The sequence below is a fragment of the Pseudomonas sp. yb_5 genome (assembly GCF_043103865.1).
GTDB lineage: Bacteria > Pseudomonadota > Gammaproteobacteria > Pseudomonadales > Pseudomonadaceae > Aquipseudomonas > Aquipseudomonas putida_Y.
In genome coordinates, this window is the sequence record NZ_JBICKE010000112.1 from 14,667 (window position 1) to 34,555 (window position 19,889).

20 protein-coding genes are annotated in these 19,889 nt (G+C 62.7%); 11 read left to right on the forward strand and 9 right to left on the reverse strand.

The window, feature by feature from the left end; all coding sequences use genetic code 11:
- Positions 1-167: 167 nt before the first annotated feature.
- The 10 genes from mcpP to ACF8GF_RS20760 all read left to right on the forward strand — a co-directional run bounded on the left by mcpP (position 168) and on the right by ACF8GF_RS20760 (position 11,199).
- Positions 168-1,802 (forward strand): methyl-accepting chemotaxis protein McpP, encoded by a 1,635-nt coding sequence (gene mcpP, locus ACF8GF_RS20715; RefSeq protein WP_176684006.1) that lies wholly within the window; start codon positions 168-170, stop codon positions 1,800-1,802.
- A gap of 243 nt (positions 1,803-2,045) precedes the next feature.
- Positions 2,046-2,612 carry a nicotinamide riboside transporter PnuC gene (gene pnuC, locus ACF8GF_RS20720; protein WP_176684007.1) on the forward strand — a complete coding sequence of 189 codons (567 nt, stop codon included), beginning with the start codon at positions 2,046-2,048 and terminating at the stop codon, positions 2,610-2,612.
- Complete coding sequence (locus ACF8GF_RS20725; protein ID WP_392487935.1) at positions 2,609-3,178, forward strand: AAA family ATPase; 570 nt, start codon at positions 2,609-2,611, stop codon at positions 3,176-3,178. The genes pnuC and ACF8GF_RS20725 overlap by 4 nt, the downstream gene beginning before the upstream one ends.
- 298 nt (positions 3,179-3,476) lie before the next feature.
- Entirely contained in the window at positions 3,477-3,914 is a 438-nt protein-coding gene (locus ACF8GF_RS20730) for a hypothetical protein (RefSeq protein ID WP_209966438.1), read from the forward strand.
- A 1-nt stretch (position 3,915) separates the two neighbouring features.
- The gene (locus ACF8GF_RS20735; RefSeq protein WP_176684010.1) at positions 3,916-4,494 is read left to right on the forward strand and encodes an adhesin; all 579 of its coding nucleotides are present in this window, start codon (positions 3,916-3,918) and stop codon (positions 4,492-4,494) included.
- Between the two features lie 49 nt (positions 4,495-4,543).
- Complete coding sequence (locus ACF8GF_RS20740) at positions 4,544-5,995, forward strand: heme utilization protein (RefSeq protein WP_176684011.1); 1,452 nt, start codon at positions 4,544-4,546, stop codon at positions 5,993-5,995.
- A gap of 61 nt (positions 5,996-6,056) precedes the next feature.
- Positions 6,057-6,737, forward strand: a complete 681-nt coding sequence (locus tag ACF8GF_RS20745; RefSeq protein WP_176684012.1) for a C39 family peptidase — start codon at positions 6,057-6,059, stop codon at positions 6,735-6,737.
- 45 nt (positions 6,738-6,782) lie between these two features.
- The gene (locus tag ACF8GF_RS20750) at positions 6,783-7,535 is read left to right on the forward strand and encodes a hypothetical protein (RefSeq protein WP_176684013.1); all 753 of its coding nucleotides are present in this window, start codon (positions 6,783-6,785) and stop codon (positions 7,533-7,535) included.
- 46 nt (positions 7,536-7,581) lie between these two features.
- Positions 7,582-8,862 carry a hypothetical protein gene (locus ACF8GF_RS20755; protein WP_176684014.1) on the forward strand — a complete coding sequence of 427 codons (1,281 nt, stop codon included), beginning with the start codon at positions 7,582-7,584 and terminating at the stop codon, positions 8,860-8,862.
- A gap of 135 nt (positions 8,863-8,997) precedes the next feature.
- On the forward strand, positions 8,998-11,199 hold the full coding sequence (locus ACF8GF_RS20760; protein WP_176684015.1) for an LTA synthase family protein: 2,202 nt from the start codon (positions 8,998-9,000) through the stop codon (positions 11,197-11,199).
- 444 nt (positions 11,200-11,643) lie between these two features.
- Here the strand turns inward: ACF8GF_RS20760 and ureG are convergent, their stop codons facing one another.
- From ureG to xerC, 9 genes are all read right to left on the reverse strand, one after another.
- Positions 11,644-12,267 carry an urease accessory protein UreG gene (ureG, locus tag ACF8GF_RS20765; protein WP_176684016.1) on the reverse strand — a complete coding sequence of 208 codons (624 nt, stop codon included), beginning with the start codon at positions 12,265-12,267 and terminating at the stop codon, positions 11,644-11,646.
- A gap of 11 nt (positions 12,268-12,278) precedes the next feature.
- Entirely contained in the window at positions 12,279-12,953 is a 675-nt protein-coding gene (locus tag ACF8GF_RS20770) for an urease accessory protein UreF (protein ID WP_176684017.1), read from the reverse strand.
- Positions 12,953-13,498 (reverse strand): HupE/UreJ family protein, encoded by a 546-nt coding sequence (locus ACF8GF_RS20775; protein WP_021782341.1) that lies wholly within the window; start codon positions 13,496-13,498, stop codon positions 12,953-12,955. The genes ACF8GF_RS20770 and ACF8GF_RS20775 overlap by 1 nt, the downstream gene beginning before the upstream one ends.
- 18 nt (positions 13,499-13,516) lie before the next feature.
- Positions 13,517-14,020: an urease accessory protein UreE gene (gene ureE, locus ACF8GF_RS20780; protein WP_021782340.1), complete on the reverse strand. Its 504-nt coding sequence runs from the start codon at positions 14,018-14,020 to the stop codon at positions 13,517-13,519.
- A gap of 9 nt (positions 14,021-14,029) precedes the next feature.
- Positions 14,030-15,733 carry an urease subunit alpha gene (gene ureC / locus ACF8GF_RS20785; RefSeq protein WP_339443558.1) on the reverse strand — a complete coding sequence of 568 codons (1,704 nt, stop codon included), beginning with the start codon at positions 15,731-15,733 and terminating at the stop codon, positions 14,030-14,032.
- Positions 15,730-16,047, reverse strand: a complete 318-nt coding sequence (locus ACF8GF_RS20790; protein WP_010953752.1) for an urease subunit beta — start codon at positions 16,045-16,047, stop codon at positions 15,730-15,732. Before ACF8GF_RS20790 ends, ureC begins: the two co-directional genes overlap by 4 nt.
- Positions 16,048-16,066: 19 nt before the next feature.
- Complete coding sequence (locus ACF8GF_RS20795) at positions 16,067-16,369, reverse strand: urease subunit gamma (protein ID WP_003253929.1); 303 nt, start codon at positions 16,367-16,369, stop codon at positions 16,067-16,069.
- 9 nt (positions 16,370-16,378) lie between these two features.
- Positions 16,379-17,212 carry an urease accessory protein UreD gene (locus tag ACF8GF_RS20800; RefSeq protein ID WP_392487936.1) on the reverse strand — a complete coding sequence of 278 codons (834 nt, stop codon included), beginning with the start codon at positions 17,210-17,212 and terminating at the stop codon, positions 16,379-16,381.
- Between the two features lie 278 nt (positions 17,213-17,490).
- Positions 17,491-18,405 carry a tyrosine recombinase XerC gene (gene xerC, locus ACF8GF_RS20805; protein ID WP_021782337.1) on the reverse strand — a complete coding sequence of 305 codons (915 nt, stop codon included), beginning with the start codon at positions 18,403-18,405 and terminating at the stop codon, positions 17,491-17,493.
- Between the two features lie 215 nt (positions 18,406-18,620).
- On the opposite strand from xerC, the gene ACF8GF_RS20810 reads away from it, so the two are divergent.
- The gene (locus tag ACF8GF_RS20810) at positions 18,621-19,802 is read left to right on the forward strand and encodes an NnrS family protein (RefSeq protein ID WP_392487937.1); all 1,182 of its coding nucleotides are present in this window, start codon (positions 18,621-18,623) and stop codon (positions 19,800-19,802) included.
- The last annotated feature ends 87 nt before the right edge of the window (positions 19,803-19,889 follow it).

A 19,889-nucleotide genomic window follows, 5' to 3' on the forward strand; every position in this document is an offset into this window, starting at 1 on the left:
GGTTTCATCTTGCGCGGCCGAAATCCTGACAGAGCCCCTTGGCAATCGCTTTAACGACCTGTTGCAGACTATCACCAACATAGCACTTAGCCATTAGTCGAGTGGGGGCTCGCTGCAAAGCATGCTTCGATGCACCTCAATAAAAAGAACAATGCGGGAGCTGATGGATGAACACTCTGAGATCGATGTCAATCAGTCGGCGCCTGTGGCTGATCCTTGTGGTAGCGGTGGCCATGCTGGTGGTCCTGGGCCTGCTGATGCTGCGGCAGATCCATGGTGACCTTTACCAGGCCAAGGCGGAGAAAACCCGCCATGTGGTGCAGACCGCCGCGGGTGTGTTGGCCTATTACCAAGGCCTGGAAGCTGCCGGCACGCTCAGCCGCGAAACCGCCCAGCAACAGGCGCTGCAAGTGGTGCGCGCGCTGCGCTACGACCATGACGACTATTTCTGGATCAACGACCTGGGGCCGAAGATGATCATGCATCCGGCCAACCCCAAGCTCGACGGCCAGGACCTTTCAGCCATTCGCGATCCCGATGGTTTCGCCGTGTTCAACGAAATGGTCGCCCTTGCCCGTCAGCAGGGCGCCGGCCCGGTCAACTATCGCTGGCCCAAGCCCGGCGCCAGTGAGCCGGTAGCCAAGACTTCCTATATTCAGCTGTTCAAGCCGTGGGGCTGGATCATCGGTTCAGGCGTGTATGTGGATGACGTGCAGGCCGAATTCGCTCGCCAGTTGCGCGACGCTTCGCTGGTTGGCGTGGGCATTGCCCTGCTGATGGCGCTGGTGGTCATGCTGATTGCCCGCAGCATAGCCCGCCCGCTGCACGAAGCGGTGCAGGCGATGGGCAACATTGCCAGCGGAGAAAGCGACCTCACCCGGCGCCTGGACACCCATGGCCGCGACGAGATCACCCACCTGGGCGAGCACTTCAACCGTTTCAACGGCAAACTGCAAGGCGTAGTCGGCCAACTGCAAGGCGCGGCCCACGCGTTGGCCCAATCCGCCGGGCACGTCGGTGACAACGCGGGTGCCGCCCAACAGCACAGCGCCCAGCAATCGCTACAGATGGACCAGGTGGCCACTGCAGTCAATGAGGTGACCTACGCCGTGCAGGACGTGGCCAAGACTGCAGAACAGGCCGCCGGAGAGATGCGTACGGCACAACAACAGGTGACCCACGGTCAGCAGGCCATCCACGGCAGCCTGGCGCAGATCGACCGCCTGTCGCTGACCATCGATCAGGCCGTACAGGTGATTCGCGACCTGGCCGGGCACAGCACGCGCATTGGTGGTGTGCTGGACGTGATTCGTTCCATTGCCGAACAGACCAACCTGCTGGCGCTGAATGCTGCCATCGAGGCGGCACGGGCCGGCGAGCAAGGCCGAGGCTTTGCCGTGGTCGCCGACGAGGTGCGACTGCTGGCCCAGCGTACAGCGCAATCGACGGCCGAGATTCATACCATGATCGAGCACCTGCAGAGCCAGTCGGACGCTGCAGTCAAGGCCATAGACACCAGCAGCGAGGCATCGCGCCAGACCGTCGAACAGGCACGCGAGGCCGGCGCCAGCCTGGACGCCATCAACCAGGTGCTGAACAACCTCACCGCATTGAATGCCTCCATCGCCAGCGCCACCTTGCAGCAGTCGCATGTGGTCGAAGAGATCAACCGCAATGTGCTGGATACCGCCGGGTTGTCGCAGCAGACCGCCGATGCGGCCCGTCAGTCCAGCGATGCCGGGGCGGCGCTGGGGCGATTGAGCGAAGAGTTGGAGCAGTTGTTGCGGCAGTTCCGGGTCTGAGAACAAGCCCTTGGTGGGCGGGCATGCCTGCTCTTGCAGGTATCGAGTGACCTTGAAGCCTGCGCTGCACCTGTGGGAGCGGGCATGCCCGCGAAGGAAGCAACGCGGTGGATGGCACCGGCGCTGCCGGTGTTCGCGGGTGAACCCGCTCCTACCAAGGGGCATCCCACCGCTGCGCCCTACACCTTCCGCGGCCGACCCGCTACAATCGCGCCCCTCCCCCGTAGCCTCCAAGGATCGCCGATGTCCGGCCTTGAACTCATTGCCGCCGTCCTCGGCGTAACCGCTGTCTGGCTCACGGTCAAGCAGAACGCCTGGTGCTGGCCGATCGGCCTGGTCATGGTGCTGATCTATGGCTGGCTGTTCTACGAGGTAAAGCTGTATTCGGGCATGTTGCTGCAACTGGCCTACGCCATCCTGCAACTGTACGGCTGGTGGCAATGGAAACGCCCCGACCACGTTGAGGACGCCCGCCAGGTCTCCCGTCTGCAACGCCCGGCACTGCTCACCGGGCTGGCCGCCGGGGCGCTGCTGAGCGCAACCCTGGGCGCGGCCATGGCCAACTGGACCGATGCCGCCCTGCCCTGGCTGGATGCCACCCTGACCGGCTTCAGCCTGGTGGCGCAACTGTGGATGGCGCAGAAACGCCTGCAGTGCTGGCCACTGTGGGTCGTGGTCGACATTATCTATGTGGGCCAATACCTGCATCAGCAGCTGTATTTCACTGCGGGCTTCTTCGCCGTGCTCACCCTGATTGCTGTACGCGGCTGGCTGGAATGGCGCCGCGACCCGGCGCTGGTACAGCCATGAATGCGCAGCAATCAATGAAAGTGCTGGTACTGTGCGGCCCTGAATCCAGTGGCAAAAGCTGGCTTAGCGGGGTGATCCAGGCACATTTTGGTGGCGTGCTGGTGGGCGAGTACGTGCGCCATTTCATCGACCAGCAATGCCGTGACACCTGCTACGCCGATATTCCCGCCATCGCCCGTGGGCAACTGGCATGGGAGGACCGTGCGCGCGAGCAGGCGCCACCGCTGCTAATTCTGGACACCCACCTGCTGAGCAACATGCTCTGGAGCCGCGCACTATTCGACGACTGTCCAACCTGGCTGGAAGAAGCACTGCTGGCACGGCGTTATGACCTGCACCTGTTGCTCAGCCCGCAAGGGGTGGACTGGATTGCTGATGGCCAGCGTTGCCAACCCGACCTCAGCGATCGTCAACGCTTTTTCGAGGACAGCCTGGCTTGGCTGAAGCGGCACAACCAACCGCACCAAATACTGGATGGCAATTGGCCGCAGCGCCAATTGGTGGCCTTGCAGGCGGTTGCTACGCTACTTAGCGGCGATGAGCCATCATGCCCTACCGAGTGTTAAGCCTCTGACACAACCTGGCGGGGCAAAGCCCCCGAAATTGCGGGGCTTTCCCCCGACCCGGGGCCAGTGTCACGCTCATGAAACACACTCTGCAAAAACCCTTCCACTCAAGGCCACCGCTGCCTTTGCCGGCAACGATCACGGCAAGCTGTTTCACGCCTGAGACAGCATGCGCCGCATTTTGTCAGCCCCCAGCGCTAACTATCTGATCCGAAAAGATTTCTAAAAAGCGGCACACCTTCTGCTCTGTGGTACGCATCGCTGAACAGGGCCAGCGCTCAAAGAAGGAGTTGCCGTCGTGAGGAAAAGTGACAATCACCTCTATCACCTATTACTGGTGGGCTGTGTACTGGGGTCACTAAGCCTGACGGCTCAGGCGGACAAGGGGATCATCATCATCAAGCGCGATGTGCAAGTGCGCAACGCGACCATCCCCCCTCTGATCCCAGACCCGAGCCCTACCACCATCAATGCCAACCCTTCAGCTCACGTGCTCAAGCAAACCAGCGAGCTGAGCGATGGCGACTTCGCCAGCATCAGCAGTGGTGCAGGCATCAGCAACATGATCACCCAACAAACCAACAACCTGGGGGGCAACCTCGGCAACCAGAACCAGCTCCCCAACTTGGCGGGCGGGCGCGGTACGGGGTCGGGTAACGGTATCTCGAACATGGTCAACTCAAGCGTGCAGCGTGGCCTCGCGCCGCTGCAGATTCTGACCGGCGGGGGCAAGTGAGATGAAGCGCACTCTGCTGATGCTGGCCGCCCTTTGCACTGCACCGGTCTTCGCGCAATCCCTGGTTCCCGTCATCAACAACGCCGATATCGACAGCTCCGGCAGTCGCTATCAGGGGAACCTCTCTGTCAACCAGGCTGCTGGCGACATGCAGCAGCAGGTCAATGCGCGTGCCATCGCCGTCGGCCCCGAAGCCAGTGCAAGCACCCAGATCCGGCAACGGCTCAATACGCCCGCTGACCCTGCAATGGACGCCCGCTCGACCATCCAGGGCAACGCCTTCAGCAACGGCAGCGGCGCCCTGGGGATCAACCAGAGCGCAGGCGCCAACACCCAGCAAGCCAACGCACTGAACATCAGCATTGGTGCGCAGCCGCAAAGCATCGACGACAGCGTCCTCATGCAACAAAACGTGGCGCTGATCAACAACTCCGGAGCAACTGACATTCCAGCAGGCTATCGCCAGGTCACCACCAGTGACCAGGCCTTCACCGGTAGCCACGGGGTGATCCAGTTGAACCAGAGTGCCGGGGTGGGAAACCGAATGGCCAACACCTTGAGCATCCGGGTCGCGGATTGACCCTGCAGTTAAGAACGACACTTAACCTAATAGCGTACGGAGAATCACCATGAAACCCTCGATGGCAATCAAGCCTCTGGTTTTCGCAATTGCTGCGGTCATGGCTGTTGCTGTACAAGCTGGGCAAAATGATCGGCGTAATGACCACCATAACGGCCACCATAACAATGGTCATCACACGCCTCCACCCACCAAGATCCCTGTGTATGCAACGGCCAATGCCTGGGATACCCAAACCAGCACGCGTAACCGCATCACCAACCAAGGCACCATCAACGATGCCGAGATGAGTGACTCTGGCACCGGCTCCAGCGGCAACGTTGGCATAAACGTGGCGGCCGGTAACGGCAACCAGCAAGATAACGCCGCTGCCATTGCCAACGCAGGCTCTGACTCGAGCCTGGACAACAGCTTCGTGTTCGGCATGGCCAATGCCACGGCTGACGTTGTGCAAACCAGCAGAAACAACCGGGTCGACAACTACTCGACCCAGTCTTCGGCTGTGATGAGCGGCTCAGCCAGCGGGGCTGAGGGCAACATTGGCATCAACATTGCCGGTGGCGACCTCAACCAGCAGAAAAACACCATGGCCATCGCCAACACCGGTGCCCCGTTGGGTAACGCCACCGCCACCGCGTCGGCCAATCAGGACGGCCCAGGCCTGATTGTAAACAACAGCGCTGACCGCACCTACCGGGTGGATACGATTACCATCACCAAGTCGGCCAGCGGTTCAAGCTCGCGTGATGGCTCGTTCAACTCGACCGACGACCGCAGCTCGTCCTCGAGCTTCAGCCTCGCCGGTGCGCATAGCGCCAGCTCCAGCGGCTCCAGTGGCTGGGACTCCAGCGGCTCGCATTCCAGCAATGCCAGCGGCTCCCACAACTCGAGCGCAAGTGGCTCGAGCGGTTGGGGTGCCAGTGGCTCTGCCAGCGGCAGCCACAGCGCGTCAAGCAGCGCCAGCCTGGCAGCTTCGCTGGACGCTGAAGTTAACGCCACGCGTACCCATACCACCGACTATGGCCGTTATGAGCGCTCCCACTCCAAGTCCTTCGATGGCTCGCTGAGTGCATCGCTGGATGCATCGGTCGACAAGTCGCGCGAAAGTGCATACGACTCGTCGTTCGAGAAAGCATTCGACTCCAACTACGACAAGTCGCGTGAATCGGCGTATGACAAGTCCAAGGACTCTTCGTACTCCAAGTCTCACGACTCTTCGTACGAGAATGCTTCGGCGTCCGACTTCTCGAAGTCTGGCGAGCAATCGAAACAATCCTCGAACGACGTTTCGAAGAGCTACAGCGAAAGCAGCGCTTACGACTTGAGCAATACTGTGTCCTTCCAAGTGCTGACCCCGACCGGCTGGGCCAACCCAGTTACCAACACTGCAACCCTTAGCGGTTCGGTGAATGGTGGCAGCGGTAACCTGGGCGTCAACGTAGCAGCCGGTGTGGGCAACCAGCAAAGCAACTCGCTGGCCATCTCCAACACCTCGTTCTGACCGCTGTGCTTGAGGCCCCCTTCGGGGGGCCTTTCTTCAACACACCGTAAGGCACCCGATCATGCGTATTTTCGCCTTGGCGTTTTTGCTGTGCCTGGCCAGCGTGAGCGAAGCTGCACAAATGCCCCTGTCCGTCCTGCCGGGCGGCGCCGTGGTGTTCAAACCGATCCAGAGCTTGCGTGAACGCAAGTTCGCCGACCTGGTGCAACAAAAGACCGACTTCAGCTGCGGCGCCGCCGCGCTGGCAACCATCCTGCGTCAGGCCTACTGGCTGGACGTGGACGAACATCAGATCATCGAAGGCATGCTGGCCCACGCCGACCAGGACCTTGTGCGCACGCAAGGCTTCTCGATGCTCGACATGAAGCGCTATATCGAAAGCCTCGGGATGCGTGCCCGCGGTTACCGGGTGGCGCCCGAAACCCTGCAAAGCGTGCGCATTCCCGTCGTGGTACTGATGGATGTGCGCGGCTACAAGCACTTCGTGGTCATGCAGAAGGTCGACAAAGGCTGGGTGTACATCGGTGACCCGGTGCTGGGCCACAAGCGATACAAGGTCGACGATTTCCTCAAGGGCTGGAACGGCATCATCTTCGCGGTGATCGGCCAGGGTTACGACAAAAACAACATCCTGCTCGACCCGCCCCTGCCACTGACCGCCAAGGACCGGGTGAACAACTTCACCCCCGTGCAGGACTCAGAGCTGCTGGACTTCGGCTTCATCAGAAGCGACTTCTTCTAACGACTGTTCTAATGACAAGGAGCATGATGCTCCAGGGAGCATTTCATGAAGACTTCATTGTGGTTGGCCATGGTCTGTCTGGCAGCCAGCCTGCCCAGTCACGCAGAGACATTCAAACCCATCGAACTGAAGGACCAGGAGCTGGCGAACCTGCGGGGCCGCTATGTGATGCCCGGACGAATCGTGAGCTTCGGTATCATCATGTCCAGCACCTGGCAAAATGCCAAAGGGGATGTGATCGGGGCAACGTCCACGCTGCAGGTTCAGCAATCGACCATCAAGCCCCAGTTCTATGTATCGATGATTGATAAAAAAGGCGCAGGTAAGGCGCCGAGCAGCGCTTCTGCTGCCGGGACTGGCGTGGTAACGGGCGGCAACGGCCTGACCACCACCGAAGGTGTGACCCAGGTGGTGCGTGCAGCCGGTGACAACAACGCCGCTTACAACAACGTCGATATCAACGTGACCAAAGCCAACCAGGCCCCCGCCGTACAACAGCACGGCCAGGTACTGGCCGCCGGCCAGACCCTGGTTGGGGAAAATGGCGCCGGCGCACTCAGTGTGTCTTCCAGCGGTGTGGGCGTGCAGCTCAACATCAATGCCAGCAACAACCAGGGCAGCAGCGTGCAACGCCTGGCCCAGGGTGGCCTGCTGCAGAATTCGACGCTGCTCGGCAACGGTAACCTGGTCAACAACGTCACCAGTCTGAACGTTGTCATGCGTGAGAGCGTGCCGACAGCGGCTTCGCTCAGCGGTAGCCTCGACCAGCTCAAAGGTCTTCGCACCTTCGGATACTGATCTACGCTCAGTCTCATCGAAAGTAGTTGGAAGGGACGGCAACTCCATGTACCGATCTTTTACGCTCAGAGCTTTTGTGTGCTTGACTGCCTTGGCCCCAGCCACAGCACTTTACGCAGCCGCTGACCCACAGGTCGAAGCGCTGAAACAGGAACTGACTGAACTCAAACGCCGCTATGAGGCACAGCAACAGGCACTGATGGTGCTGGAACAACGTGTACGCCAGGTCGAAGAGGCCCCTGCAGCAACGCAACCCAGACGTCTGGTCAAGTCTCCCGCCGAGGGGGTAAAAGGTGCGCAAACCGTTGCCTCTGGGGCACCGGGCACTTCAGGTAGCTCCTACGGTCAGGCACTGACGGCCGACTCCCAGCCGGCGCAAAGCGTTACCAACCTGTATGACGAAGCCAGCGGATTCTTTGGCGGGGGCAAGTTCAGCTTCGAAACCGGCCTCACCTATACCCATTACGATACCCGTGCGCTGACCCTCAATGGCTTTCTGGCACTGGACTCGATCTTCCTCGGCAGCATCAACCTCGACCGGATCAAGGCTGACAACTGGACCCTGGACATGACCGCGCGCTATAACCTGGCACAGCGCTGGCAGTTCGATATCAACGTCCCCGTGGTCTACCGCGAGTCCACCTACTCGTCTGGCGGTGCGGGAGGGGCCGGGGCAACCACCTCCGATGCCAGCGTGACCCGCGACCCGGAAATCGGCGATATCAACGTTGGGGTGGCCTATAAATTCCTCGACGAGGACGAAACCTGGCCGGACGCAGTGGCCACCCTGCGAATAAAGGCACCGACCGGCAAGGACCCCTATGGCATCAAACTGCGTGAGGTGGATGGCAACAACAACCTCGCGGTACCGGAAAGCCTACCGACTGGCAACGGTGTATGGTCGATCACACCGGGCATCTCGCTGGTCAAGACCTTCGACCCGGCTGTGCTGTTCGGCAGCCTGTCCTACACCTACAACATGCAAGACTCGTTCAGCGACATCAGTCCGCAGGTGAACAGCAAGGTGCCGGGTGACGTCAAGCTTGGTGACTCGTGGCAGATTGGCGGCGGCATCGCCTTTGCCCTGAACGAAAAGATGAGCATGTCGTTCTCGGTATCCGACCAGTTCGCCCGCAAGAGCAAGATCAAACCTGATGGCGGCGACTGGCAATCGATCTCCAACAGCGATTACAACGCGGCCAACTTCAACATCGGCATGACCTTCGCCGCCACCGACAACCTGACCATCGTGCCCAACCTGTCCATTGGTCTGACCGATGACGCACCGGACTTTTCTTTCAGCCTGAAATTCCCTTATTACTTCTGATAGTTGCCATCGGCCGGGGCTGTGCGAACGACCCCGGCTTTGGTTACCAACCTTGTAATCGACCGCCTTCCCTGCCCTGCCCTGTTATCATCAAGCACAGTTGCATGACGATTTAATGGCAAAAGGGAAGTTTTTGTGAAGAGCCTGTCCGACCACCCACGCACCCGGCTTACCGCTTTGGCGGCCCTGGTGTTGGTGATCCCACTGGGTACGCGCGCCATGCTGGGTTGGTCCAACCCGTTCGGTTACCTGTCAGACCTCGCCCTCGGCAGCCTGTTGATCGTGCTGCTACACCGCAGGCCGTGGTGGCTTGCGTTGCCCGTGCTGCTGGCCTGGGCGGCGCTGTGGGTGGCCTCGGCCGAACTGGTGAGCGCAGTGGGCCGACTGCCCACCAGCGCCGACCTGAACTACCTGGTCGACCCGCAGTTCATGGAGAATTCGACCGGTGGCAGCCTGGCCCATGCCTGGCTGCCCTGGGCTCTGGGTGGCGGCTTGCTGGCCTGGCTGGCCTTCGCATGGCGCAGCCGTGCACAGGCCAGCCAGCCACTGCCGCACAAGGCCTGGGCCATACCCGTACTGCTGTTTGGCACGCACTGGGGCAGCCAGCAGTTGCTACCTTCCGATGCCGACCAGTGGCGGCAATACAACCTCCCCCACCAGTTGATGTCTGCCGGGGTCGGTAACCTGCAACGCCAGGTCGAAGGCTGGATGGGCCGCACGCAAACCTTCACCCCGCTCGCCAGCAGCGGCCTGACTCAATCCGACCTGCATGGGCAAAGGCTGCTTGCCGGCCCGGGAAGCGCCCGCAACCTGCTGGTGATTACCATGGAAGGCATCCCGGGCGCCTACCTGCGGCCTAACCGCCAGGCGCTGAACAGCCGTTTCAATGAGGACTTGATGCCCAGGCTCAGCAAGTGGGCCGAGCGGGGCATGAACACCCCAGACTACGTGCTGCACACCCACCAGACCATCCGTGGCCTGTATGCGATGCTGTGCGGCGATTACGACAAGCTGGCCAATGGCACGCCCAAGGGCGTGGAACTGCTGACCCAGAACGCACGCAACCAGGCCTGCCTGCCGGCACAATTGCGCCAGGCCGGTTTCACCACCCACTACCTGCAAGGCGCGGGCCTGCGCTTCATGGCCAAAGACCGCATCATGCCGCACATCGGTTTCGATTCGGTGCATGGCCAGGAGTGGTTCAGCAACAAGAACTACCTGAACTTCCCATGGGGCAAGGATGACCGCGCTTTCTTCGAAGGCGCCCTGCGCTATGTCGGCCAGTTGCAGAAGCAGGACAAGCCCTGGATGCTGACGCTGCTCACCGTGGGCACCCACCAGCCCTATTCGGCGCCGGCCGAGTACCTCAAGCGCTACGACACACCGAAACAGGCAGCGGTCGCCTATCTGGATGACGCGGTCGGGGCATTTCTTGACAACCTCGAGCGCCAGGGCGTCCTCAAGGACACACTGGTGGTGCTGACTTCCGACGAGTCCCACGGCATTGATGGCGTGCGCCTGGCCTCGTCCTGGGGCTTCAACCTTACCCTGGCGCCGGAGCAGGCCCAACTGCCAACCATCAAGCACGGCACTTACGGCCATATCGACCTGGCCACCTCGCTGCTCGACTACTTCGCACTGCCCATTCCTGTCGCGCTTGGCGGCCGCTCGTTGTACCGCGACTACGACAACGGCCGCGAAATGATCTCCTACACCAACGGCATGCTGCGCTACCACAACGGCCAGGGCCTGTTCACCGAATGTGACTTCCAGCAGCGCTGCCGGCGTTATGCCAGTGAAGGTTTCATCGCCGACCAGGCCCGCTACCTCGGTCCGGCCGACAGCCTGCTGGGCCAGCAGATCGGCGCCCTGGTCGGGGTGCTCGACCAATCCCTGCTGCAAACCCCGCTCAACCTGCGTTACCAGTTCGGCGGCCCTTCGCCGATCAAGTTGCGCAAGCGCATTCACGATGACTGGGCCGACAACCTGATTGGCGCCCAGTACCTGGAAATGCCTGGAGGCTCGCACACCCGCGTGCGGGTCAAGGTACGCTCGCTGGATCCCAAACGTGCGGCCTATATACGGCTCAAGGCCAAGCAGTTGGAACAGGACGTGCCGTTAGGCCTGCCAGAAGAGGTAAAGGTCACCGCCGACGCGCCCCTGGAGATGGAGTTCAGCTTCGACAACCCGACCGAGCGCAAGGCGTTTTCCTTCCATTTGCTGGGCTATGGCGGCGGCAAGGTAGAAGTCAGCGATTTCAGCGTGATCACCGCCCTGCCTGGCGAGGATGACGGCGCCGATGAACTGGCCGAGGGGCATATCGCCCACTCGGGATGAGCCGGTACCGCTCATCGCCCGGCCACCGGTGCCTGTCGATTCGACCTGGCCTTACTCGACCAAGGTGTGAATCCCCCAGCGAGGAGACAGCACCATGAGCACCAGCGAAAGCAGGCACCCGTTGCCGCCGCCACCGTATTCGCGGGTAAACCCGCTCCTACGCCTGATCGGTGACGGGCGCACACCGGAGGGACACAGGCCATCGTAGGAGCGGGTTCACCCGCGAAAGGGCCCGGCCTGCTGGCCAATATCCCTGGCCGTTCACCGTTGCCGCCGCCACCGTATTCGCGGGTAAACCCGCTCCTACGCCTGATCGGTGACGGACGCACACCGGAGGGACACAGGCCATCGTAGGAGCGGGTTCACCCGCGAACACCGGCGGAGCCGGTGCCATCCACTGCGTTGGTTTCTTCGCGGGCATGAGCGCAAAGAGACCTCGATCTGTCAGGCTCGCACACCCAGCATCCCGCGCTCGACGATAAAATCGATCACCGCCTGCAACCCCTCGCCCTTCTTCAGGTTGCTGAAGGTCCAGGGCCGCTGCGGCCGCATGCGCTGGGTGTCGCGCTCCATCACATCCAGTGAAGCACCTACATAAGGCGCCAGATCGGTCTTGTTGATCACCAGAAAGTCAGACTTGGTAATGCCTGGGCCGCCCTTGCGCGGGATCTTCTCGCCCTCGGCCACGTCGATCACGTAGATGGTCAAGTCGGCCAGCTCCGGGCTGAACGTGGCGCTGAGGTTGTCACCGCCACTTTCCACGAAAATGACTTCGAGGTTACCGAACTTGCGCGCCAGCGCCTCGACCGCCGCCAGGTTCATCGACGCGTCTTCACGAATGGCCGTGTGCGGGCAGCCGCCGGTCTCCACACCGACGATGCGCTCCGGCTCAAGGGCGCCGGCCTCGGTGAGAATACGCTGGTCTTCCTTGGTATAGATGTCGTTGGTGACCACGGCAATCTGGTAGTGATCTCGCATGGCCTTGCACAGCGCTTCCAGCAGTGCGGTCTTGCCAGAGCCGACCGGGCCGCCGACACCGATGCGCAGGGGTTGTTGATAGCTTTGCATGAAGGCAGTCCTCAGGAACGGAACAAACGGGTGTATTGGGTTTCGTGACGCGATGAGGCGATGGCCAGCAGCGGCAGGCCGCCGCCGAGCTGGTCATCGCCCAGGGCCAGTGCCTGGTCCAGTGCAGCGGGCAAGTCGGCACCGAGGTCGCGCAGCAAGGTCTGGGCAGCCTGCTGGCCGAACGGCACCAGCTTGACCCCGGCCATGACTGCGCCCTCCAGCCAGGCAAAGCCATGGCCCAAAGCCAGTTGGCGCAACGGGATGGCCCAGTGCGCGGCCAGCCAGGCCATGCCGCCCAACTGGGTCAGCTCAAGGCTGGTGCGCCAGGCCGGTGCCTGGCCCAGTTGCCAACCGTCGAGCAACCGCGCCAGCGCCGCGCCGCGCTGCTGTTCTTCCAGGCGCAACTCGGCGGTTTCGCGGTTGGCCAGCAAGAACCGGCTCCAGTGGTAGAACGCTTCGGCGTCCTCGGCCTGGCAGGCGTGGTACAGACGTGCCAATACTGGCCAGTCAAGGCAAGCCAAGGTGTCGTGAACCTGCTCACGCTGCCAGCTGGCAAAGCTGTCCACGCCGCGAACCCAGCCGGCCTCGACCGCCCACTCCAGGCCTTGCGAATAGGTGAAACCACCCACCGGCAAGCCGGGGCTGGCCAACTGCAGCAGGCGCAGCAGCGCCAGGTCGCTGTTCATCAACCGGCCAGCACCAGCGCGGCGCCGGCCAACAGGCCACCGCCAAAGGCCTTCTGCAGGCCGCTGTGGCGGCGCAGCAGGCAACCGATTGCAAAGCCTGCCGCCAGCAGCAAGCCGCTGACCGCGACAAACCCCGCGCTGAATTGCCAGAAAGCGCTCGGCGTAGCTTCCACACCATGGGCCCAGCCATGGAACAAGGCGAACACCGGCATGGCCATGGCCAGCAGCAACTGGCGGCTCGGCAGCAGCACCGCCCCGGCAGCCACCAGCAGCGAAACGGCAATCAGGGTCTCCATGCCCAGCACATCGCCGAACAGGTGACCGCACACGGCACCACCGAACATGGCCGCCAGGGTAGCCAGGGGCAACGTCAGGTTGCGCCGGGTCAACGCGGCGAGCACGCCGGTGCCCAGTAGCATCAGCAGGTGATCGAGCCCGGTCAGCGGGTGCAGCAGGCCGTCCTGCAGCGGGTTGCTGTCATGGCCTGGATGGGCGAAGGCTGGCAGTGCCAGCATCAACAGAAACAGGGCGAAAGTCTTTTTCATCGGTTGCTCCAGGGCAGTTCAGGAATGGGCAGGCAGGCGAACGAACGGGTGGTCGTGGCCATGGGCATGACTGTGGCTGTGGCCATGCGGTGCACTTTGGTAGGCACCCGCTTCAGGCTCGAACGGGGCCTGTTCGGCCTCTACCGTCAGGCCCAACCCCCGCAGCATGTCGTCCAGCACATGGTCGTGCTGGAAGCGCAGCAGGCCGGGTTCGATCTGCAGCGGCACATGGCGGTTACCCAAGTGGTAGGCGGCGCGGGCCAACAGGTGTGGATCGGTACAGCGCACCGTCGACACCGCTTCGGGCGCCGCCAACACGCGGATCAGCTGAGTGCCCTCGGCATCGGCCAGTAATTCACCTCCGCGCAGCAGGTGACCGCGCTCCAGCATCAGCCCGGCTTCGCGGCCATCGTCCAGAGTTACTCGCAGGCGGCTTTTGATACGGCTGTCCACATCAAGGGTCACAGTGCCACTGACAACCCGCGTGCCGGGTTCGGAGATACGGCGGTTCAAGACAATCATGGGTGCTCCTCAGAACAGGAAATAGCGCTGAGCCAGCGGCAGTTCGCTGGCCGGTTCGCAGACCAGCAGCTCGCCATCGGCACGCACCTGATAGGTCTGCGCATCGACTTCGATCAGCGGCTGCAGGGTGTTGTGGACCATGTCCGGCTTGCGTACCCGCCGACAGCCGTTGACCACGCCAATCAGGCTGCGCAGGTTCAGCTCCTCGGCCAGCCCGCGGTCCATTGCCGCCTGAGGCAGGAATGTCATGCGTGTGGCATGCCGCGCCGCACCCAGCGCGCCGAACATCGGCCGATAGTGCACCGGCTGGGGCGTGGGGATGGAGCCGTTGATGTCGCCCATTGGCGCGGTAACGATCATCCCGCCCTTGAGCACCAGGGCCGGCTTGACCGCAAAGAACGCTGGCGACCACAGCACCAGGTCGGCCAGCTTGCCGACCTCCACCGAACCCACCTCGTGACCGATGCCATGGGTCAATGCCGGATTGATGGTGTACTTGGCGATGTAACGTTTGACCCGGAAGTTGTCGCTGTAAGGGGTGTCTGGTGCCAGCGGCCCGCGGCGCAACTTCATCTGGTGCGCCACCTGCCAGGTGCGCAGCACCACCTCACCAACCCGGCCCATGGCCTGGGAGTCGGACGAGGTCATGGCAAAGGCGCCCATGTCGTGAAGGATGTCCTCGGCAGCGATGGTTTCGCGGCGAATGCGTGACTCGGCAAAGGCCACGTCCTCGGCGATGCTCGGGTCCAGGTGGTGACAGACCATGAGCATGTCCAGGTGCTCGTCCACGGTGTTGATCGTGTAAGGCAGGGTCGGGTTGGTCGAGGATGGCAGCACGTTTGCCTGCCCCGCCGCACGGATGATGTCCGGGGCATGGCCGCCACCGGCTCCTTCGGTATGGAAGGTGTGGATGGTGCGGTCGCCGATGGCCGCCAACGTGTCTTCGATACAGCCCGACTCGTTGAGGGTGTCGGTGTGAATCGCCACCTGGATATCCATTTCCTCGGCCACGCCCAGGCAGCAGTCGATGGCCGCTGGCGTAGAGCCCCAGTCTTCATGCAGTTTGAGCCCGACAGCACCTGCGGCAATCTGCTCGCGCAGCGCTTCAGGCTGCGAGGCATTGCCCTTGCCGAGCAATCCGATGTTGATCGGCAAGCTGTCGGCAGCCTGCAGCATGCGCGCAAGGTACCAAGGCCCGGGCGTGCAGGTGGTGGCATTGGTGCCGGTGGCCGGCCCGGTTCCGCCGCCGATGAACGTGGTGACACCGCTGTTCAATGCCTCGTCCACCTGTTGCGGGCAAATGAAGTGGATATGCGAATCGACACCTCCGGCGGTGACGATCTTGCCCTCGGCCGCAATCACCTCGGTCCCTGGCCCGACCGGCACGTTCACGCCCGGCTGCACATCGGGGTTGCCGGCCTTGCCGATCAGCGCGATGCGTCCATGCTTGATGCCGATGTCGGCTTTGACGATGCCCCAGTGGTCGATGATCAGCGCATTGGTCAATACCAGGTCCATGGCCTCGGCCGCCAGCATCTGGCCCTGCCCCATGCCATCGCGAATGACCTTGCCGCCGCCGAACTTCACCTCTTCGCCGTAGATGGTGAAGTCTTTCTCGACCTCCACCCACAACGCAGTGTCGGCCAGGCGCACGCGGTCGCCAACCGTGGGCCCGAACATGTCGGCATAGGCCTGACGGGAAATACGGCTCATGCCCTACCCTCCAGCGCGCCCATCACCTTGCCCTGAAAACCATAGACCTCACGCTTGCCGGCGTAAGCCACCAGTTGCACGGTACGCGCCTGACCCGGCTCGAAGCGCACGGCAGTGCCGGCCGGAATGTCCAGGCGAAAGCCCAAGGTGGGCGCACGGTCGAACACCAGCGCGTCGTTGACCTCGTAGAAGTGGTAGTGCGAGCCGACCTGCACCGGCCGATCGCCATGGTTGGCCACGCTGACGCTGACCGTTTCTCGGCCACTGTTCAACTCGATGTCGCCCGCGGCGACCTGGATTTCACCTGGGATCATGCAACGCTCCTTGGCGGTTTCAGACGATGGGGTCATGCACGGTCACCAACTTGGTGCCATCCGGGAAGGTCGCTTCGACCTGCACGTCGTGAAGCATTTCAGCGATACCGGGCATCACCTGCTCACGGGTCAGCACTTCGCGCCCCAGGCTCATCAGTTCGGCGACTGTGCGGCCATCGCGGGCGCCTTCGAGCACTGCGGCGCTGATCAGCGCCACGGCCTCCGGGTAGTTGAGCTTCAGGCCACGGGCCAGACGCCGCTCCGCCAGCAGCGCGGCAGTGAACAGCAGCAGTTTGTCTTTCTCTCTCGGGGTAAGCTCCATGGCGCTCTCTCAGGTAGCCCAGATACGCGGCGGGCAGGCGGGCAGGCCGAGGATGGCCGGACGCAGCACATGCCAGAGGCGTTGCAGGGTGCGTTGCAGGTGTTGGTTGTCATGGTCGAGCAGGCGGATCACCAGCAACGACCCGAGCAGGGTCGCACCGGCCGGGTTGCCCAGTTCATCGAGTAGCGGGCGAACCTGCTCCAGCACGGCCTGATCGGCCGGTGCGGCACAGAAAGTGGCGAGTAGCGGATGCCCACCCAGCTTGTCCAGGTGCCCGCCCTCGAGACGCAGGCGCTCATGCAGGCCAACCTCGTCAGGCAGTACGATGTGCAAAAGGCTGTCGAGGGCGCCGTGGTCGAAACGCTCTTGCATGACCGGGCGGCCCAGGCACAGGGTTTCCCAAGCCAACAGGCGGGCGCCCGGCTCGAGGGTAAAACGGCTGGCGAGGCTGGCGCGGGCGCCGGAGAAGAAGATGCTGTCCTGTGGCAGCCACTCCAGGGTGCTGCCCGCGGCCAGGTGAAAGCGCTGGGCCAACCGCGCGGTCGGGCCAATGCTGCGATAGAACTTGCTGGCGCCGGGCATGGTCAGCAGCGCATGGCTACCCGGCTCCAGGTGAATATCCAGTTCCAGGCGGTCGCCGGCGACGATGCCGCCCGGCGGGTGCAAGACATAGACATGGCACGGCGCACCCTCCGGATAGAAAGGCCGCTGCACCAAAAGAGGTCCAAAATGCTTCCACGCACCAAGGCGGGTCACGCTGTCACGCTGCACAAAGCGCAACTGCAGGTGAGCACTCCAGCCTGCATCGTCTTGTTGTTGTTCGATCTGCTCCGCGAGCGACATCCTGCGGCCCCTGAAATCCGTGGCCTGCTGGCCGTTTAGAGGGTCCGGCGCGGGCGCCTGCCAGCGCGCACGGCCTGACCACTCGATCAAATTCGCAGGCTGGATATAGCAGGTTGCGGGCCAACTCCGCAGGTGAAGGATGATGAAACTTATGCTGCGGCCGCTCTGGCATCGGGCATACGGGGGGATGGCGCACAAAGCGGGGGCGTGCGCCGGCCCTGTTTCGGTGCCGGCACCCGTGAAAATGGGGCAGCTTTGCAGCCCCTAAAGATCAGACCTCAGTAATCGAAGCGGTCAACGGCACGCCGACGCTCATTGTCATCACGCCGGTCATAGATGGCCGTGGTCTGGATATTGGCATGGTGCGCCAGCTTCTGCGCAATCGACAGGTCGTGCTCTTCGATCACCCGGGTGATGAATGCACGGCGAAAATCGTGCGGCATGATCTTCACTCCCACCTGCGCACCGCGCTGGCGAGCAATGTAGTAGATCGCATGCTTGGTAATGCGCGCACGGGTAATGTGGCTGCCGCGACGGATGCGGTTGAACAAAAACGGGTCATCCTCCGCCCCGGCAGGCAGGTCCTGGCGGCGCAGTTCAAGCCACGCCTGCAGCTTCTCGAACGCCCACGGCGGTGCATACTTGACCAACTGGTGATTGCCCTTGCCCACTACCTGCAGGCTGCGCGCCTCGAAGTCGACCTGGTCGAGGTCGATGTCGACCGACTCCGACTTGCGCATGCCGGTGCCGTACAGCAAGGCAATGATCGCCGCATCACGTACCCCCTGTGGCCGCGGGTCGGCTGCGCACACATCCATCAGCTCGCGGATCAGGCTGCGGCGCAGGTTGCGCCCTGGCGGCAGACGGGAGCCTGTGGCCGGCTTGACCTCGCGAATGCGCAACAGCTGCTCGTGGTCGATCAGGCCCTGACGCCAGGCCTCGTTCATCACCCCGCGAATCGCGTTGACGTACAGCGACGAGCTGTTGGGCGCGTAGCCATCAGCACGCAGGGCAGCCACCAGTGCAATCACATGGCCCGGCTCGAGCCGATGCCAAGGCACATCGACGATGTTGCAGTCGACGAAACCTAGCCGGTCGGCGGCGTCCTGAAGAATGTAGCGCATGGTTTGCTGGCTGGATGGGGCCAGACGGGCCATGTACTGCAGCAGCGGATTTTTCGAGAGGTCGGACAAAACGTGAATCCTGTAGCGAAGCGTCAGCCGGCACTGAACCAGGCGAACCCTGAAGCAAGTCAAAACGACATACAAGCTAGTCCGAATGACTGCAAAACGCGCGTGTCATTCGGACCCTGGGAAGTGCCATCACCTTGATATTCAAGGGCTTTGCAACTGGCACGGATCGTGATCTTACCCCAATTGAGGCCTACTGAACGAACCAAGGACCGCCCATGCTCTTGCAACCCACTGCTTCACGCCCGCGCCAAGCCGTCTGGGGTTTGGGTTTTCGCCCGTTCTTCCTGGGTGGCAGTTTGTTTGCGCTGATCGCCCTGCTGTTGTGGGCCGGCGTACTGGCCGGGGTACTTCCCCCTGCCCCGCCCGGCAGTATGCTCGCCTGGCACCGCCACGAGATGCTTTACGGCTTCGCCACCGCCGTTATCGCGGGTTTTCTGCTGACCGCCGTACAGAGCTGGAGCGGCATCCCGGGCTTGAGCGGGCGGGCGCTGCAGGGCTTGTTCCTGCTTTGGCTGCTGGGCCGGGTGAGCTGGTTTCTGCCACTACCGGGTAGCGTGCTGGTACTGGTCGAGGGCAGCTTCCTGCCATTGGTGGCACTGACCCTGGCACGACCGATCGTGCAACGGCGCCTGCGCAACAACTACCCTATCGTCGTACTGGTGCTGTTGATTGCCGCCTGCCAGTGGTTGACCTTGGCCGGCTGGTTACACCAGGACGAACGGTGGCAGCGTCGCGGTATATTTGCCGGGCTGTGGCTGGTGACGGCGATGATGACCGTGCTCGGCGGCCGGGTCATTCCGTTCTTTACCCGCCGCGGCCTGGGTAACCTTGGCGCAGCCCCTGCCCGTCCCTGGCTGGACCGTGCCTGTCTGTTGCTCAGCGTGGCAGTACCGCTGGCGTTCGCCACCGGCCTGGCCGATACACCACAAGCAAGTCTGGCGGTGCTGTTTTTCGCCTTGTTCGCGCTGCACGCGACCCGACTGGTGCTGTGGCACGACCGTGGCCTGTGGCGCGTACCGTTGCTGTGGTCGCTGCACCTGGCCTACGCCTGGATCGCCCTGGCCTGCCTGGGCATGGCGCTGTGGCACAGCGGGGTGGCCCTGAGCCCGAGCCTGGTGACCCACGCGCTAACCGTTGGCGCCATGACCGGGCTGATCCTGGCCATGATGGCGCGGGTCAGCCTGGGCCACACCGGCAGGCCATTGCAGGTACCGACCAGCATTGCCTGGGCCTTTGCCCTGATGCAACTGGCGACCCTGACCCGGGTGATTCTGCCGCTGTTCACATCGCGGGGGGTAAGCGTTTCTACACTGTGCTGGAGCCTGGCGCTGTTGCTGTTCCTGCGCCATTACCTGCCGATCCTGCTGCGGCCCCGGGCAGATGGAATGCCCGGTTGACGCGGCTGGGCCGCCTTGCAGCGGTGTGCCAGCATGAGTGGATTGGTCACCCTCCCGATTGCAGCTGATCGCCCAAGGCAAAGACCG

Excerpts from the sequence above, each read along its gene's own strand:
- mcpP (WP_176684006.1), top strand. The coding sequence starts at position 168 with ATGAACACTCTGAGATCGATGTCAATCAGTCGGCGCCTGTGGCTGATC.
- pnuC (WP_176684007.1), top strand. The coding sequence starts at position 2,046 with ATGTCCGGCCTTGAACTCATTGCCGCCGTCCTCGGCGTAACCGCTGTC.
- ACF8GF_RS20725 (WP_392487935.1), top strand. The coding sequence starts at position 2,609 with ATGAATGCGCAGCAATCAATGAAAGTGCTGGTACTGTGCGGCCCTGAA.
- ACF8GF_RS20735 (WP_176684010.1), top strand. The coding sequence starts at position 3,916 with ATGAAGCGCACTCTGCTGATGCTGGCCGCCCTTTGCACTGCACCGGTC.
- ACF8GF_RS20740 (WP_176684011.1), top strand. The coding sequence starts at position 4,544 with ATGAAACCCTCGATGGCAATCAAGCCTCTGGTTTTCGCAATTGCTGCG.
- ACF8GF_RS20745 (WP_176684012.1), top strand. The coding sequence starts at position 6,057 with ATGCGTATTTTCGCCTTGGCGTTTTTGCTGTGCCTGGCCAGCGTGAGC.
- ACF8GF_RS20750 (WP_176684013.1), top strand. The coding sequence starts at position 6,783 with ATGAAGACTTCATTGTGGTTGGCCATGGTCTGTCTGGCAGCCAGCCTG.
- ACF8GF_RS20755 (WP_176684014.1), top strand. The coding sequence starts at position 7,582 with ATGTACCGATCTTTTACGCTCAGAGCTTTTGTGTGCTTGACTGCCTTG.
- ureG (WP_176684016.1), bottom strand. The coding sequence starts at position 12,267 with ATGCAAAGCTATCAACAACCCCTGCGCATCGGTGTCGGCGGCCCGGTC.
- ACF8GF_RS20770 (WP_176684017.1), bottom strand. The coding sequence starts at position 12,953 with ATGAACAGCGACCTGGCGCTGCTGCGCCTGCTGCAGTTGGCCAGCCCC.
- ACF8GF_RS20775 (WP_021782341.1), bottom strand. The coding sequence starts at position 13,498 with ATGAAAAAGACTTTCGCCCTGTTTCTGTTGATGCTGGCACTGCCAGCC.
- ureE (WP_021782340.1), bottom strand. The coding sequence starts at position 14,020 with ATGATTGTCTTGAACCGCCGTATCTCCGAACCCGGCACGCGGGTTGTC.
- ureC (WP_339443558.1), bottom strand. The coding sequence starts at position 15,733 with ATGAGCCGTATTTCCCGTCAGGCCTATGCCGACATGTTCGGGCCCACG.
- ACF8GF_RS20790 (WP_010953752.1), bottom strand. The coding sequence starts at position 16,047 with ATGATCCCAGGTGAAATCCAGGTCGCCGCGGGCGACATCGAGTTGAAC.
- ACF8GF_RS20795 (WP_003253929.1), bottom strand. The coding sequence starts at position 16,369 with ATGGAGCTTACCCCGAGAGAGAAAGACAAACTGCTGCTGTTCACTGCC.
- ACF8GF_RS20800 (WP_392487936.1), bottom strand. The coding sequence starts at position 17,212 with ATGTCGCTCGCGGAGCAGATCGAACAACAACAAGACGATGCAGGCTGG.
- ACF8GF_RS20810 (WP_392487937.1), top strand. The coding sequence starts at position 18,621 with ATGCTCTTGCAACCCACTGCTTCACGCCCGCGCCAAGCCGTCTGGGGT.